Consider the following 14,233-nt stretch of genomic DNA (forward strand, 5'->3'; position numbering starts at 1 on the left):
TGTCCCGCCCCACGAAAATGAAAAATCCGGTAAACTTAAGGGAATTAAAAATAAGGAAAAAAGACCATGATGAATCAACCAACGGAAGTGGCCGTGGTCGGCGGCGGGATGGTCGGCAGCGCGCTGGCGCTGGGGCTGGCGCAGCACGGTTTTCAGGTAACGGTGATCGAGCAGACGACGCCGCCCGTCTTTGATAGCGCGGCCGCGCCGGATGTACGCATATCGGCCATCAGCGCCGCCTCTGTCTCTCTGCTGCGCAGTCTTGGCGTCTGGGAGGCGATCGAGAATATGCGCTGTCATCCTTACCGGCAGCTGGAAACCTGGGAATGGGAGAGCGCGCACGTTCTGTTCGACGCCGCTGAACTCAAACTGCCGCTGCTGGGTTACATGGTGGAAAACAACGTGCTGCAACGCGCGCTGTGGGAGGCGCTGGAGCGCCAGCCGAATATCACCCTGCGCGCGCCCGCCTGTCTTCGCGCTATGCACCGCGAGGCCGAGCATCATGTGCTGGAGTTTGTCGATGGCGATACCCTGTGCGCCAGGCTGGTAACAGGCGCAGACGGGGCGAATTCACAGGTACGCCAGTGGGCCGGGATCGGTATCCACGCCTGGCAATATGAACAATCCTGCATGCTGATCACCGTTCAGTGCGAAAACCCGCCGGGCGACGCCACCTGGCAGCAGTTCACCCCTGACGGGCCGCATGCTTTTCTGCCGCTGTTTGATAACTGGGCGTCGCTGGTCTGGTACGACCGCCCGGCACGCATTCGCCAGCTGAAGTCCCTCAATATGATGCAGCTGCAGCGGGAGATTGAAAAAACCTTCCCGGCGCGGCTGGGAAAAGTCACACCGGTGCAGGCGGGCGCTTTCCCGCTGACCCGCCGTCATGCGCGGCACTATGTGCAGCCGGGTCTGGCGCTGGTGGGTGATGCGGCGCATACCATTCATCCGCTGGCGGGGCAGGGCGTCAACCTGGGCTACCGCGATGTGGATGCGCTGCTGGACGTGCTGGCAGAGGCGCGCAGCGTCGGCGAGCCCTGGGCCAGCCACAGCGTTCTGCAACGCTACCAGCGCCGTCGCATGGCGGATAACTTCATCATGCAGAGCGGCATGGATCTGTTCTATGCCGGATTCAGCAATAATCTGAGGCCGCTGCGGGTGGTGCGAAACCTGGGCCTGATGGCGGCACAGCGAGCAGGCGTGCTGAAAACGAAGGCGCTGAAGTATGCGTTAGGCTTGTAAGTTTCAGCCCGGCGACAGGACGTTGCCGGGGACGTTTATGAAAGGACAAAAACAAAAAAGCCCGCCGAAGCGAGCTTTTTTGTTTTTTATGGCTGGGGTACGAGGATTCGAACCTCGGAATGCTGGTATCAGAAACCAGAGCCTTACCGCTTGGCGATACCCCAACAGGGTGTTGCTATAAATTGGCTGGGGTACGAGGATTCGAACCTCGGAATGGTGGAATCAGAATCCACTGCCTTACCGCTTGGCGATACCCCAACAATTTTTTACTGCTAAAGCCTCTTTATAAGACGCTTCCAGAATATGGTGGCTACTACGGGAATCGAACCTGTGACCCCAGCATTATGAGTGCTGTGCTCTAACCAGCTGAGCTAAGTAGCCAAATTTTACTGCTTTACCAGCCATCGACTGGCTGGGGTACCTGGATTCGAACCAGGGAATGCCGGTATCAAAAACCGGTGCCTTACCGCTTGGCGATACCCCAACGACTGACGTGTTAATACACAGGAGTCGAAGAAAAGTGGCTGGGGTACCTGGATTCGAACCAGGGAATGCCGGTATCAAAAACCGGTGCCTTACCGCTTGGCGATACCCCATCCGTGCAACGCTTACTGGGAATGGTGCGGGAGGCGAGACTTGAACTCGCACACCTTGCGGCGCCAGAACCTAAATCTGGTGCGTCTACCAATTTCGCCACTCCCGCAAAAAAAGATGGTGGCTACGACGGGATTCGAACCTGTGACCCCATCATTATGAGTGATGTGCTCTAACCAACTGAGCTACGTAGCCATCTTTTTTTCGCGTTACCTTATCGGCGTTGCGGGGCGCATTATGCGTATTGGGTCGATGATGGTCAACACCTTTTTCATCGAAAATTGCCGGATTGTGACTGTTTGGTTGGGTTGTGAACAGCCTGGCGCATTATTCAGCAACCAAAGCAAACAGGCCCCGCAGGGCCTGTAATAATAACACGGACTTATTTGTAAGCGGACTGGTGAACGCCCACCGCGCGGCCTGATGGATCGTTCATGGTTTTGAAGGCTTCATCCCATTCAATGGCTTTGGCCGACGAACAGGCCACTGACGGACCGCCAGGCACGCATTCTGCGGCACTTGGCACCGGGAACAGCTCTTCAAAAATCTCGCGGTACAGGTAGCCTTCTTTTGACGACGGCGTGTTGTACGGGAAACGGTAGCTTGCGGTGGCCAGTTGCTGATCGGTCACCTGCTGCGCCGCCACTTCTTTCAGCGAGTCGATCCAGCTGTAGCCTACACCATCAGAGAACTGCTCTTTCTGACGCCATGCCACGCTGGCCGGTAAATAGGACTCGAAGCATTCGCGCAGCACATGTTTTTCCATCTTGCCGTTGCCGCACATTTTATCCTGCGGGTTGATACGCATCGCCACATCGAGGAATTTTTTATCCAGGAAGGGTACACGCGCTTCCACGCCCCAGGCGGACATCGCTTTGTTGGCGCGGGCGCAGTCGAACATATGCAGCGCCTGCAATTTACGCACAGTTTCTTCGTGCAGCTCTTTGGCATCCGGCGCTTTATGGAAATAGAGGTAGCCGCCGAACACTTCGTCAGACCCTTCGCCGGAGAGCACCATTTTAATGCCCATCGCTTTGATTTTACGCGACATCAAATACATCGGCGTCGAGGCGCGAATGGTAGTCACATCATAGGTTTCAATGTGATAGATCACGTCGCGGATCGCGTCCAGCCCTTCCTGCACGGTGAAATGAATTTCATGGTGCACGGTGCCCAGATGGTTCGCCACTTCCTGCGCGGCCTTCAGATCCGGTGAACCGACCAGGCCCACGGCGAAGGAGTGCAGCTGCGGCCACCAGGCTTCTGAACGCTCCTGATCTTCCACGCGGCGCGCGGCGTATTTTTTGGTGATAGCCGAGATAACCGATGAATCCAGGCCGCCGGAGAGCAGCACGCCGTAAGGCACGTCAGACATCAGGTGGCTTTTCACCGCCTCTTCCAGCGCATTGCGCAGCTGTTCTTTATTGGTGACGTTGTCTTTCACCGCGTCATAGTCGAACCAGTCACGCTGGTAGTAGCTGCGGATCTCACCATCTTTGCTCCACAAATAGCTGCCTGCCGGGAACTCTTTAATGGTGCGGCACACCGGCACCAGCGCTTTCATTTCTGAGGCGATAAACATGTTGCCGTGTTCGTCGTAGCCCATATACAGCGGGATAATACCGATATGGTCGCGGCCAATCAGGTAAGCGTCTTTTTCGCTGTCATAGAGGGCGAAGGCAAACATCCCCTGCAAATCGTCGAGGAATTCCGGGCCTTTTTCCTGATACAGCGCGAGGATCACTTCGCAGTCAGAGCCGGTCTGGAAGGCATAACGTTCGCTGTATTCAGCGCGCAGCGCCTGATGGTTGTAGATTTCACCGTTAACGGCCAGCGCATGAGTTTTTTGTTCGTTATACAGCGGCTGGGCGCCAGCGTTGACGTCAACAATCGACAGACGCTCATGGGCAAGGATGGCTTTATCGCTGGCATAGACGCCGGACCAGTCCGGGCCGCGATGGCGCATCAGACGAGACAGCTCCAGTGCTTTTTTACGCAGCTCAACCGCGTCAGTTTTAATATCCAGTACGCCAAAAATCGAACACATAACCTTCTCCGTTAACCCTGTAATGGTGCGTTGTCTTATCGCCTGTTAATGAAAATGCCGCAAAGGAGCAGGGGGCGCAAGCCTTTTAGCGGGTCGGCAATAAATAGTGCAATGAGCGTTGTCGATTCATGAAAATTGCACAGGAGAAGACCGCAATAATTAACGGATCGGTAATTTTTGACGGGTTTTATTGAATGGGGTGATTTACCCGGGAACGAAATAACGCCCGGCAGTTCGCAGGCCCGGCAAGCATGCGCCGCCGGGCAACTGTGCATCAGATCACGTCGATTTCAGCGACAGACGGGTAAATCCAGCTCGGACGGAACGGCATATCATCAATGTCATCAATCTGCGAGACGCCGGAGAGCACCAGAATGGTGTCCAGCCCGGCCTGGAAACCGGCCAGAATATCGGTGCGCAGATTATCGCCGACGATCACCGTATGTTCAGAGTGCGCCTGCATGGTGTTCAGCGCCGCGCGGATGATCCACGGGCTGGGCTTGCCGACCACGAACGGCTTGCGGCCAGAGATTTTCTCAATGCCCGCGCACAGCGCGCCGCAGGCCGGATAGAAGCCGCGACCGTGCGTATCCGGGTTGGTGGCGATAAAGCGCGCGCCGTTGGCTACAAAGAAGGACGCCTTATGCATCATCTCCCAGTTGTAAGAGCGGGTCTCCCCGACAATCACAAAATCAGGATTGATATCGGTGATAGTAAATCCGGCTTTATACAGCTCATGGATCAGCGCGCCTTCGCCCACCACGTAGGCTTTTTTTCCTTCCTGACGCTTAAGAAAATCAGCGGTCGCCATGGCGGAGGTGTAAAACACGCTGTCCGGCACGTCAATGCCCGCCGAGGCAAAGCGGTTCGCCAGATCCTGGCCGGTTTGTGACGGGTAATTGGTTAACAACACCAGCGGCATGCCTTTTTCCATCACCCGCGTCAGGAACTCAGCGGCGCCCGGTACAGCAACGTTGTCATGCATCAGCACGCCGTCAATATCACAAATTACATTCTTAATGGTCATGGACTACCCGGATAAAAAATGAAGGCCCGACTATATGATCGCCTCAGCTTTCCAGCAACCGTTGCAGCAGAATGCCGTTAAGCATGGCACGTTTAACCAGCGCAAAGGCGCCGATCGCCGAGCGGTGATCGAGGGTCGAGCGCACCACCGGCAGGTTTTTACGGAACGCTTTTAACGCCTGGGTATTAATGCAGCCTTCAATGGCCGGCAGCAGCACTTTTTCCGCCTCAACGATCTCACCGGCAATCACCACTTTCTGCGGATTAAACAGGTTAATGGCGATGGCGATGGTTTTCCCGAGGTGACGGCCAACATATTCAACCACTTCGCAGGCGAGGGGATCGCCTTTGTTGGCGGCTTTACAGATGGCTTTGATGGAGCAATCTTCCAGCGTCACGCGGCTCTGATAGCCCTGTTCCAGCAGATGACGCACGCGCTGTTCGATAGCGGCGTTGGCGGCGACGGTTTCCAGGCAGCCAAAGTTACCGCAGTGGCAGCGCTCCCCCAGCGGTTCTACCTGGATATGGCCGATCTCGCCGACATTACCATTACGGCCAATAAAAATTCGCCCGTTGGAGATGATCCCAGCCCCAGTGCCACGGTGCACGCGCACCAGAATGGAGTCTTCACAGTCCTGGCTTGCGCCAAAATAGTGCTCCGCCAGCGCCAGACTACGAATATCGTGACCGACAAAACAGGTGACGTTAAAACGTTTTTGCAGCGCCTCCACCAGCGCCCAGTTTTCCACCTGAATGTGCGGCATATAGCGGATCACGCCGCTTTCCGGATCCACCAGCCCCGGCAGGATCACCGAGATGGCGATCAGTTCGCGGATTTTGCGCTGACAGCTCTCTATAAAGGAAGCGATGGTATTCAGCAACGCATGTTCCAGCGTTTCCTGGGTGCGTTCCGGCAGCGGGTAGTGCTCTTCCGCCAGCGTTTTGCTGCTCAAATCGTACAGCGTTAGGGTGGTGTCATGACGGCCCAGACGGACGCCGATGGCGTGAAAATTGCGGGTTTCGGTGACGATAGAAATCGCCCGGCGGCCCCCGGTGGAGGCCTGCTGGTCGACTTCTTTGATAAGCCCACGCTCAATGAGCTGGCGGGTGATTTTGGTGACGCTGGCGGGCGCAAGCTGGCTGTGATCGGCGATCTGAATACGCGAGATAGGCCCGTGCTGGTCGATCAGGCGGTAAACGGCCGCACTGTTAAGTTGTTTAACGAGGTCAACGTTACCAATTTGAGCTTGTCCGCCTGATGTCATTCTTTTACTTACCCGGTGACGACCTCGTTACCATTAACGATGGTCTTGATTACTTTATAATCGCGGGTGAAGGCGGTCAGGTTAGCGACCATCCCCGGCGCGATACTGCCTAACTGCTTGTCAACGCCAATGGCGCGAGCCGGGTAGAGCGTGGCCATACGCAGGGCTTCATCCAGCGCGATATTCACATGCTCCACCAGATTCTTAACCCCCTCGATCATCGTCAGGGCAGAACCGCTCAGCGTGCCGTTTTCGTCAACGCAGAGTCCATTCCGGTAGTATATTGTTTTACCAGCAAAAATGAACTGTTCAATGTTTGCGCCTGCCGGGGCAGTGGCATCCGTCACCAGGCAAAGTTTCTCGCCTTTCAGACGCTTAGCGAGACGCACATTACTGTAATCAACATGTAAACCATCAACAATAATACCGCAATAAATATCTGCATCGTCGAGGATAGCACCCGTCAGACCCGGTTCGCGTCCGGTGATGTACGGCATGGCATTGAATAAATGCGTCGCAAAGCGAATCCCTGCGCGGAAGCCCGCTTTGGCTTCTTTCAGGGTCGCGTTGGAATGTCCGGCGGATACCACAATACCGGCGGCCGCCAGTTTGCTGATGGTGTCGCTGCCCGCCATTTCCGGCGCGAGAGTGATTTTGGTGATGACATCGGCGTTCTGGCAGAGGAAATCCACCAGCGCGGGATCCGGCTTACGCACGAATTCCGGGTTGTGCGTGCCTTTCTTCACCATATTCAGCCAGGGCCCTTCCAGATGCAGACCCAGCGCCTGATGCGGATGCTTCGCCAGATACTCGCGCATCACGCGCACACCCTGTTTCATCAGATCGTCGCTGGTGGTGATCAGCGTCGGCAGGTAGCTGGTGCAGCCCGATTTTTCATTCGCGCGCTGCATGATTTCCAGGGTTTCGATGCTGACGGCTTCTGCGGTATCGTTAAACTGCACGCCGCCGCAGCCGTTGAGCTGCACGTCAATAAAGCCGGGGGCCAGTATGGCGCCTGCCAGTGAACGCTGCTCAATATCAGGCGGCAGATCCGCCAGCGGGCAGAGACGGTCGATCAGGCCATTGGCGACAATAAGCGCATGGTCATCCAGAATTTCATGGCCGGTAAAAATCCGACATTGGGTTAAAGCATACATAACGACCCCCGGTAAAAATGGCGTTCCGTCCTTCACAGATCGTAGAGGAAGGACGGAAACGTAATTACAGACCTTTAATATTTTCAGCTTCTAATTCGTTGAAATATTTCAGCGTTTTAACTTTCAGCTCCATGGTGGACGGCTCATCGCATACCACCACCGCTTTCGGGTGCAGTTGCAGACAGCTGATGGTCCACATGTGGTTGACGTTGCCTTCCACCGCCGCCTGCAGCGCCTGTGCTTTCACGCTGCCGAGCACCAGGATCATCACTTCTTCCGCATCCAGCAGCGTACCCACGCCCACGGTCAGCGCATATTTTGGCACCTGATCCACATCGCCATCAAAGAAGCGGGAATTCGCCACGCGGGTATCGTGGGTCAGCGTTTTAATACGGGTACGGGAAGCCAGTGAGGACGCCGGTTCGTTGAACGCGATGTGCCCATCGTTGCCCACGCCGCCCATAAACAGGTGAATTTTGCCGTACGCGCGGATTTTTTCTTCATACTGACGGCATTCTGCGTCAATATCTGGCGCATTGCCATTCAGCAGATTGATATTTTCTGCGGGAATATCAACGTGATCAAAAAAGTTGCGGTGCATAAAGCTGTGATAGCTTTCCGGATGCTCTTTCGGCAGGCCGACATATTCATCCATATTAAAGGTGACCACGTGCTTAAAGCTAACCTGGCCCGCTTTATGCATTTCTACCAGAGCTTTATACGCAGTGAGGGGAGTGCCCCCGGTTGGCAGACCCAGCACGAACGGACGATCCGCCGTTGGTTTGAAGGCATTGATGCGATTAACGATATGACGGGCAGCCCATTTTCCGACTTGTTCGGCGGTTGCCAGGGGGATCAGTCTCATGTTTCACCTCTACAATTTAGATAAATAAATGGACGGGTTGGGCATTCTGCCTGCTCTTGTAAGGGTAACGCAGTATAGCCGTCGAGTGGCAACAATCCGTCTTGATTTTTTGAATCATAAAATAAGTTTTGTTTGTTAGCCAGCGGAAGGGAGGGTCAATAACGATATTTGGTGATTTTAATCACAAAAAAAGGGTGTTTAATTTGCGGGGCGAATTAATTTTTTACACACTCATTCAGTAAGTGAAAAATAGCCTTTGCTTCAGGCTGGTCGGACTATAAAAAAAACTGCTTGTGATGAAGCCTGACAGGGTTTCATAGGGGGAATAAAAGTGAGTATTTTAGGCTATCTGCAAAAGGTTGGCCGCGCGCTTATGGTGCCGGTCGCCACGCTGCCTGCCGCAGCAATTTTAATGGGTGTCGGCTACTGGATTGACCCCGTGGGTTGGGGTGGTGATAACGCACTGGCGGCGTTCTTCATTAAATCCGGGTCGGCCATTATTGACAACATGTCCGTACTCTTTGCCATTGGCGTGGCGTATGGCATGTCAAAAGACAAAGACGGCGCGGCGGCGTTGACCGGCTTTGTTGGTTTCCTGGTATTAACCACGCTCTGCTCGCCCGCAGCGGTTTCCATGATCCAGAAAATCCCTCTGGACCAGGTACCGGCAGCATTCGGCAAAATCAGCAACCAGTTTGTGGGCATCCTGGTGGGTATTATCTCCGCTGAGCTGTACAACCGTTTCAGCAGCGTAGAACTGCCGAAGGCGCTCTCCTTCTTCAGCGGTCGCCGTCTGGTGCCGATCCTCACCTCCTTTGTGATGATCATCGTCGCTTTTATTCTGATGTACATCTGGCCGGTGATTTTTGATGGCCTGGTGAACTTCGGTGAACAGATCCAGAAACTCGGCTCCGTGGGCGCGGGCGTTTACGCCTTCTTTAACCGCTTGCTGATCCCGGTGGGTCTGCACCACGCGCTGAACTCCGTGTTCTGGTTCGACGTGGCGGGCATCAACGACATCCCTAACTTCCTCGGCGGCGCACAGTCTATCGAAGCAGGTAAAGCGGTTGTCGGTATCACCGGTCGTTATCAGGCGGGCTTCTTCCCGATCATGATGTTCGGTCTGCCGGGGGCAGCGCTGGCGATTTATCACTGCGCGCGTCCGGAGAACAAAGCGAAAGTGCTGGGTATCATGATGGCTGGCGCCTTTGCCGCCTTCTTTACCGGCATCACTGAACCGCTGGAATTCTCCTTCATGTTCGTGGCGCCGGTGCTGTACGTTATTCACGCCGTGCTGACCGGTATCTCCGTATTCATCGCCGCCAGCATGCAGTGGATTGCCGGTTTCGGCTTCAGCGCCGGTCTGGTGGATATGGTGCTCTCGTCCCGCAACCCGCTGGCCACGCACTGGTACATGTTGATCCTGCAGGGTCTGGTGTTCTTCGTGATCTACTATGTGGTGTTCCGCTTCACGATCACCAAATTCAACCTGATGACCCCGGGTCGTGAGCTGGCGGTTGCCGGTGATGAATCCGATGGTCAGGACGTGAATATCAGCACCGACGGTAAAGATCAGGATATCAACGGCCTGGCGCGTCAGTACATCGCGGCGGTCGGCGGCTCTGCCAACCTGACCGGTATCGATGCCTGTATCACCCGTTTGCGTCTTAACGTGAAAGACTCCTCGCAGGTCAACGAAGCGCTGGCAAAACGCCTCGGCGCAACCGGCGTGATCCGTCTGAACAAAACCAGCGTGCAGATTATCGTCGGGTTTGTGGCGGAAAAAATTGCCAATGCCATGAAAACCACCGGTGATGTTCCGGCAGCGCCGGCAACCGGTGCCGCTGCCAGCACCGCCCCTGCTGCTGCCGCGCCGGTTGCCGCAGCCCAGGCCGTGCCGAATGCCGCGACTATCGCGCAGTTAGTATCGCCGGTAACGGGTGACGTCGTGGCGCTGGATCAGGTGCCAGATGAAGCCTTTGCCAGCAAAGCTGTTGGTGACGGTGTAGCGGTGAAACCGACGGATAAACTGGTGGTTTCCCCGGCGGCCGGGACTATCGTAAAAATCTTCAACACCAACCATGCGTTCTGCCTTGAAACCGACAAAGGTGCTGAGATCGTGGTGCACATGGGTATTGATACCGTGGCGCTGGGCGGTCAGGGCTTTACCCGTCTGGTGGAAGAGGGCGCAACGGTCACGGCTGGTCAGCCGGTGCTGGAAATGGATCTGGACTATCTGAACGCTAACGCGCGTTCCATGATTAGCCCGGTCGTGTGCAGCAACATTGACGATTTCCGTGGCCTGGTGATCAACGCCGAAGGTCATGTGGTGGCGGGTCAAACGCCGCTGTTTGAAATCAAAGGCTAATCACACCACGCAGTGATAAAGGCGGCGGGATCATCCTGCCGCTTTTTTTTGCCTGTCATTCCCGTAATCGCGCTTTTTGTGCAACTTAAAGGTTGTCTCGGCGTCCGGCTTATAAGATCATATCCCGTTATACGTTATTGACGCTTTGAGGAATCCGCGATGAGTGAGGCAGAAGCCCGCCCGAGTAACTTTATCCGCCAGATTATTGATGAAGATCTGGCCAGTGGTAAGCACAGCACCGTGCACACCCGTTTTCCGCCGGAGCCGAACGGTTATCTGCATATCGGCCACGCGAAATCCATCTGCCTGAACTTTGGCATCGCCCAGGATTATCAGGGCCAGTGCAACCTGCGTTTCGATGACACCAACCCGGTAAAAGAAGACATCGAATACGTAGACTCGATCAAAAACGACGTGCAGTGGCTTGGTTTTCACTGGTCCGGCGACGTGCGCTACTCCTCTGATTATTTCGATCAACTGCATCAGTATGCGGTTGAGCTGATCAACAAAGGCCTTGCCTACGTTGACGAACTGACCCCCGATCAGATCCGCGAATACCGCGGCACCCTGACCGCGCCGGGCAAAAACAGCCCGTTCCGCGATCGCAGCGTGGAAGAGAACCTGGCGCTGTTCGAAAAAATGCGTACCGGCGGCTTCGCAGAAGGCACCGCCTGCCTGCGCGCCAAAATCGACATGGCTTCGCCGTTTATTGTGATGCGCGATCCGGTGCTGTACCGCATTAAGTTTGCCGAACACCACCAGACCGGCAACAAGTGGTGCATCTACCCGATGTACGATTTCACCCACTGCATCAGCGATGCGCTGGAAGGGATCACCCATTCGCTCTGTACGCTGGAGTTCCAGGACAACCGTCGCCTGTACGACTGGGTGCTGGATAACATCACCATTCCGGTTCACCCGCGTCAGTACGAGTTCTCGCGTCTGAATCTGGAATACGCCGTGATGTCCAAGCGTAAGCTGAACCTGCTGGTCACCGACAAGCACGTGGAAGGCTGGGACGATCCGCGTATGCCGACCATCTCCGGTCTGCGTCGTCGCGGCTACACCGCTGCGGCCATTCGCGAGTTCTGCAAACGTATCGGCGTCACCAAACAGGACAACACCATTGAAATGGCGTCGCTGGAGTCCTGCATTCGTGAAGATCTGAACGAAAACGCGCCGCGCGCGATGGCGGTTATCGACCCGGTTAAGCTGGTTATCGAAAACTACCCGCAGAATGAAAGCGAAATGGTCACCATGCCGAATCATCCGAACAAACCGGAAATGGGCAGCCGTGAGGTGCCGTTCAGCGGTGAAATCTGGATCGATCGCGCTGACTTCCGCGAAGAAGCCAACAAACAGTACAAGCGTCTGGTACTGGGTAAAGAAGTGCGTCTGCGTAACGCCTATGTGATCAAAGCTGAGCGCGTGGAAAAAGACGCGGAAGGCAACATCACCACCATCTTCTGCTCTTACGATGCGGAGACGCTGAGTAAAGATCCGGCTGACGGCCGCAAGGTGAAAGGGGTGATCCACTGGGTGAGCGCCGCCCATGCGCTGCCGGTTGAGATCCGCCTCTACGATCGTCTGTTCAGCGTGCCGAACCCGGGCGCGGCGGAAGATTTCCTCGCCACTCTCAACCCGGAATCGCTGGTGATCAAACAGGGCTTTGCGGAGCCAGGTCTGAAGGCCGCGCAGCCAGAAAAAGCGTACCAGTTCGAGCGCGAAGGCTATTTCTGCCTCGATGGTCGCCACAGCACCGCCGACAAAATGGTGTTTAACCGCACCGTAGGTCTGCGCGATACCTGGGCGAAAGTCGGCGAGTAATCGCGTCAATCTCAGGCTATCAGAATGCCGGTCAGTGAACGCTGACCGGCATTTTTTATGGCCATGATCTCCTCACTCTCTTCCATTCGCGCTGCAAATTAAACTCAGCGCTTCGTTTCAGCGCGGGCTTATTTTCCGTCTGAACATCCCCCGTACAGTGTACTGCTCAGCCGCCTGTTGCCAGATGTAACTTTTTATGTGCACTGCGTCATAGTCTCATCTTTTCCCCGGTAAATTGTGTTGATAATTCGCGACGCGAAAAATAATCTTTATGGCACCGGAACGGCGAGTTTATGACTCATAAGCGACGGTTATATTTAACTTTTTTTATTTATCGCTTCTGCGCTTGCAGGCGAGTTTTATTATGTCAAAGAGGAACCATTATGCGTACGTTCAGTGGCAAACGTAGTACGCTGGCGCTGGCTGTTGCCGGCGTCACCGCAATGTCGGGCTGGGGGCTGTCCGGGCAGGCGAGCGCCGCCGGATTTATTGACGACTCCACCCTTACCGGCGGCGTCTATTACTGGCAGCGCGAGCGCGACCGGAAAGACGTCAACGAAGACAAATACAAAACCAACCTTTCGCACTCCACCTGGAACGCCAACCTCGATTTCCAGTCGGGCTATGCCGCCGATATGTTTGGTATCGACATTGCGGCCTTTACCGCCATCGAAATGGCGGAAAACGGCGACAGCGGCCACCCGAACGAAATCGCATTCTCCTCCAGCAACAAAGCCTACGACGAAGACTGGTCCGGCGATAAGAGCGGGGTCAGCCTGTACAAAGCCGCCGCTAAGTTTAAATACGGCCCGGTCTGGGCGCGGGCGGGCTATATTCAGCCCACCGGACAAACGCTGCTGGCCCCACACTGGAGCTTTATGCCGGGCACCTATAAAGGCGCGGAAGCGGGCGCTAACTTCGACTATGGCGACGCGGGCGCGCTAAGCTTCTCGTACATGTGGACCAACGAGTACAAAGCGCCCTGGCATCTGGAGATGGACGATTTCTACCAGAACGATCAGAAAACCAAAGTGGATTATCTGCACTCGCTGGGGGCGAAGTATGACTTTAAAAACGATCTGCTGCTGGAAGCCGCCTTTGGTCAGGCCGAAGGCTATATCGATCAGTATTTCGCGAAAGCCAGCTACAAGTTTGATATTGCCGGCAGCCCGCTCTCCACCTCATACCAGTTCTACGGCACCCGCGATAAGGTCAGCGACGGCAGCGTCAACGACATCTATGACAGCACCGCCTGGCTACAGGCGCTGACCTTCGGCTATAAAATAGGGGATGTCGATCTGCGTCTCGAAGGCACCTGGGTAAAAGCGGAAGGGCAGCAGGGCTACTTCCTGCAACGTATGACGCCAACCTATGCTTCATCGAATGGTCGACTGGACGTGTGGTGGGATAACCGTTCCGACTTTAACGCCGACGGTGAAAAAGCGGTGTTCTTCGGTGCGATGTACGATCTGAAAAACTTCAATCTGCCGGGCTGGCAGGTGGGCGCGTCTTATGTTTATGCCTGGGACGCGAAACCGGCAGAGATGGCGACGCCGGATGCGTACTACGATCCGAACTATCGCCTGAAAGAATCGGCCTACAGCCTCGATGCGGTGTATACCCTGCAGGACGGTCGCGCCAAAGGTACGATGTTTAAGCTGCACTTCACCCAGTACGGCAACCACTCCGACATCCCCAGCTACAGCGGTGGCTACGGCAACATCTTCCAGGATGAGCGTGACGTGAAGTTTATCGTTATCGCGCCATTCACCATTTTCTGACCCCGGCAGTTGCCGGATTTCCTCACCCGCTCCGCTGAGCGGGTTTTTTTTAAATTTTTTT

Annotated in this window: 9 protein-coding genes and 7 tRNA genes; 4 read left to right on the plus strand and 12 right to left on the minus strand. The window is 55.3% G+C overall.

What is annotated here, in order from left to right:
* The first annotated feature begins 66 nt into the window (after positions 1–66).
* Positions 67–1,242 carry a 3-demethoxyubiquinol 3-hydroxylase gene (ubiF, locus tag QRD42_RS10785; protein ID WP_321987087.1) on the plus strand — a complete coding sequence of 392 codons (1,176 nt, stop codon included), beginning with the start codon at positions 67–69 and terminating at the stop codon, positions 1,240–1,242.
* A gap of 89 nt (positions 1,243–1,331) precedes the next feature.
* On the opposite strand, the gene QRD42_RS10790 is transcribed toward ubiF, so the two are convergent.
* From QRD42_RS10790 to nagB, 12 genes are all read right to left on the minus strand, one after another.
* Positions 1,332–1,406 (minus strand) — tRNA-Gln (locus QRD42_RS10790).
* 19 nt (positions 1,407–1,425) lie between these two features.
* Positions 1,426–1,500, minus strand: a tRNA-Gln gene (locus QRD42_RS10795).
* A gap of 46 nt (positions 1,501–1,546) precedes the next feature.
* Positions 1,547–1,623, minus strand: a tRNA-Met gene (locus QRD42_RS10800).
* Between the two features lie 28 nt (positions 1,624–1,651).
* Positions 1,652–1,726 (minus strand) — tRNA-Gln (locus tag QRD42_RS10805).
* Between the two features lie 37 nt (positions 1,727–1,763).
* Positions 1,764–1,838: transfer RNA gene (locus QRD42_RS10810), tRNA-Gln, on the minus strand.
* A gap of 22 nt (positions 1,839–1,860) precedes the next feature.
* Positions 1,861–1,945 (minus strand) — tRNA-Leu (locus QRD42_RS10815).
* A 9-nt stretch (positions 1,946–1,954) separates the two neighbouring features.
* Positions 1,955–2,031 (minus strand) — tRNA-Met (locus tag QRD42_RS10820).
* A 187-nt stretch (positions 2,032–2,218) separates the two neighbouring features.
* Positions 2,219–3,883, minus strand: coding sequence for an asparagine synthase B (gene asnB / locus QRD42_RS10825; protein ID WP_072567760.1), 1,665 nt, complete (start codon positions 3,881–3,883; stop codon positions 2,219–2,221).
* Positions 3,884–4,157: 274 nt separating this feature from the next.
* Positions 4,158–4,910: an HAD-IIA family hydrolase gene (locus tag QRD42_RS10830; RefSeq protein ID WP_072567761.1), complete on the minus strand. Its 753-nt coding sequence runs from the start codon at positions 4,908–4,910 to the stop codon at positions 4,158–4,160.
* Positions 4,911–4,953: 43 nt separating this feature from the next.
* Positions 4,954–6,174, minus strand: coding sequence for a DNA-binding transcriptional regulator NagC (nagC, locus tag QRD42_RS10835; protein WP_321987088.1), 1,221 nt, complete (start codon positions 6,172–6,174; stop codon positions 4,954–4,956).
* 8 nt (positions 6,175–6,182) lie between these two features.
* On the minus strand, positions 6,183–7,331 hold the full coding sequence (gene nagA, locus QRD42_RS10840; protein WP_072567763.1) for an N-acetylglucosamine-6-phosphate deacetylase: 1,149 nt from the start codon (positions 7,329–7,331) through the stop codon (positions 6,183–6,185).
* Between the two features lie 64 nt (positions 7,332–7,395).
* Positions 7,396–8,196 (minus strand): glucosamine-6-phosphate deaminase, encoded by an 801-nt coding sequence (nagB, locus tag QRD42_RS10845; RefSeq protein WP_318364779.1) that lies wholly within the window; start codon positions 8,194–8,196, stop codon positions 7,396–7,398.
* 331 nt (positions 8,197–8,527) lie between these two features.
* On the opposite strand from nagB, the gene nagE reads away from it, so the two are divergent.
* The 3 genes from nagE (at position 8,528) to chiP (ending at position 14,172) form a co-directional block, all read left to right on the plus strand.
* Positions 8,528–10,564 (plus strand): N-acetylglucosamine-specific PTS transporter subunit IIBC, encoded by a 2,037-nt coding sequence (nagE, locus tag QRD42_RS10850; RefSeq protein WP_321987089.1) that lies wholly within the window; start codon positions 8,528–8,530, stop codon positions 10,562–10,564.
* A gap of 159 nt (positions 10,565–10,723) precedes the next feature.
* Positions 10,724–12,391 (plus strand): glutamine--tRNA ligase, encoded by a 1,668-nt coding sequence (gene glnS / locus QRD42_RS10855; protein ID WP_072567766.1) that lies wholly within the window; start codon positions 10,724–10,726, stop codon positions 12,389–12,391.
* Positions 12,392–12,774: 383 nt separating this feature from the next.
* Positions 12,775–14,172, plus strand: a complete 1,398-nt coding sequence (gene chiP / locus QRD42_RS10860) for a chitoporin ChiP (protein ID WP_321987090.1) — start codon at positions 12,775–12,777, stop codon at positions 14,170–14,172.
* Positions 14,173–14,233 lie beyond the last annotated feature (61 nt).

Source organism: Enterobacter sp. PGRG2, assembly GCF_030291195.1.
GTDB lineage: Bacteria > Pseudomonadota > Gammaproteobacteria > Enterobacterales > Enterobacteriaceae > Enterobacter_D.

Excerpts from the sequence above, each read along its gene's own strand:
- nagC (WP_321987088.1), bottom strand. The coding sequence starts at position 6,174 with ATGACATCAGGCGGACAAGCTCAAATTGGTAACGTTGACCTCGTTAAA.
- asnB (WP_072567760.1), bottom strand. The coding sequence starts at position 3,883 with ATGTGTTCGATTTTTGGCGTACTGGATATTAAAACTGACGCGGTTGAG.
- chiP (WP_321987090.1), top strand. The coding sequence starts at position 12,775 with ATGCGTACGTTCAGTGGCAAACGTAGTACGCTGGCGCTGGCTGTTGCC.
- nagA (WP_072567763.1), bottom strand. The coding sequence starts at position 7,331 with ATGTATGCTTTAACCCAATGTCGGATTTTTACCGGCCATGAAATTCTG.
- QRD42_RS10830 (WP_072567761.1), bottom strand. The coding sequence starts at position 4,910 with ATGACCATTAAGAATGTAATTTGTGATATTGACGGCGTGCTGATGCAT.
- ubiF (WP_321987087.1), top strand. The coding sequence starts at position 67 with ATGATGAATCAACCAACGGAAGTGGCCGTGGTCGGCGGCGGGATGGTC.
- nagB (WP_318364779.1), bottom strand. The coding sequence starts at position 8,196 with ATGAGACTGATCCCCCTGGCAACCGCCGAACAAGTCGGAAAATGGGCT.
- glnS (WP_072567766.1), top strand. The coding sequence starts at position 10,724 with ATGAGTGAGGCAGAAGCCCGCCCGAGTAACTTTATCCGCCAGATTATT.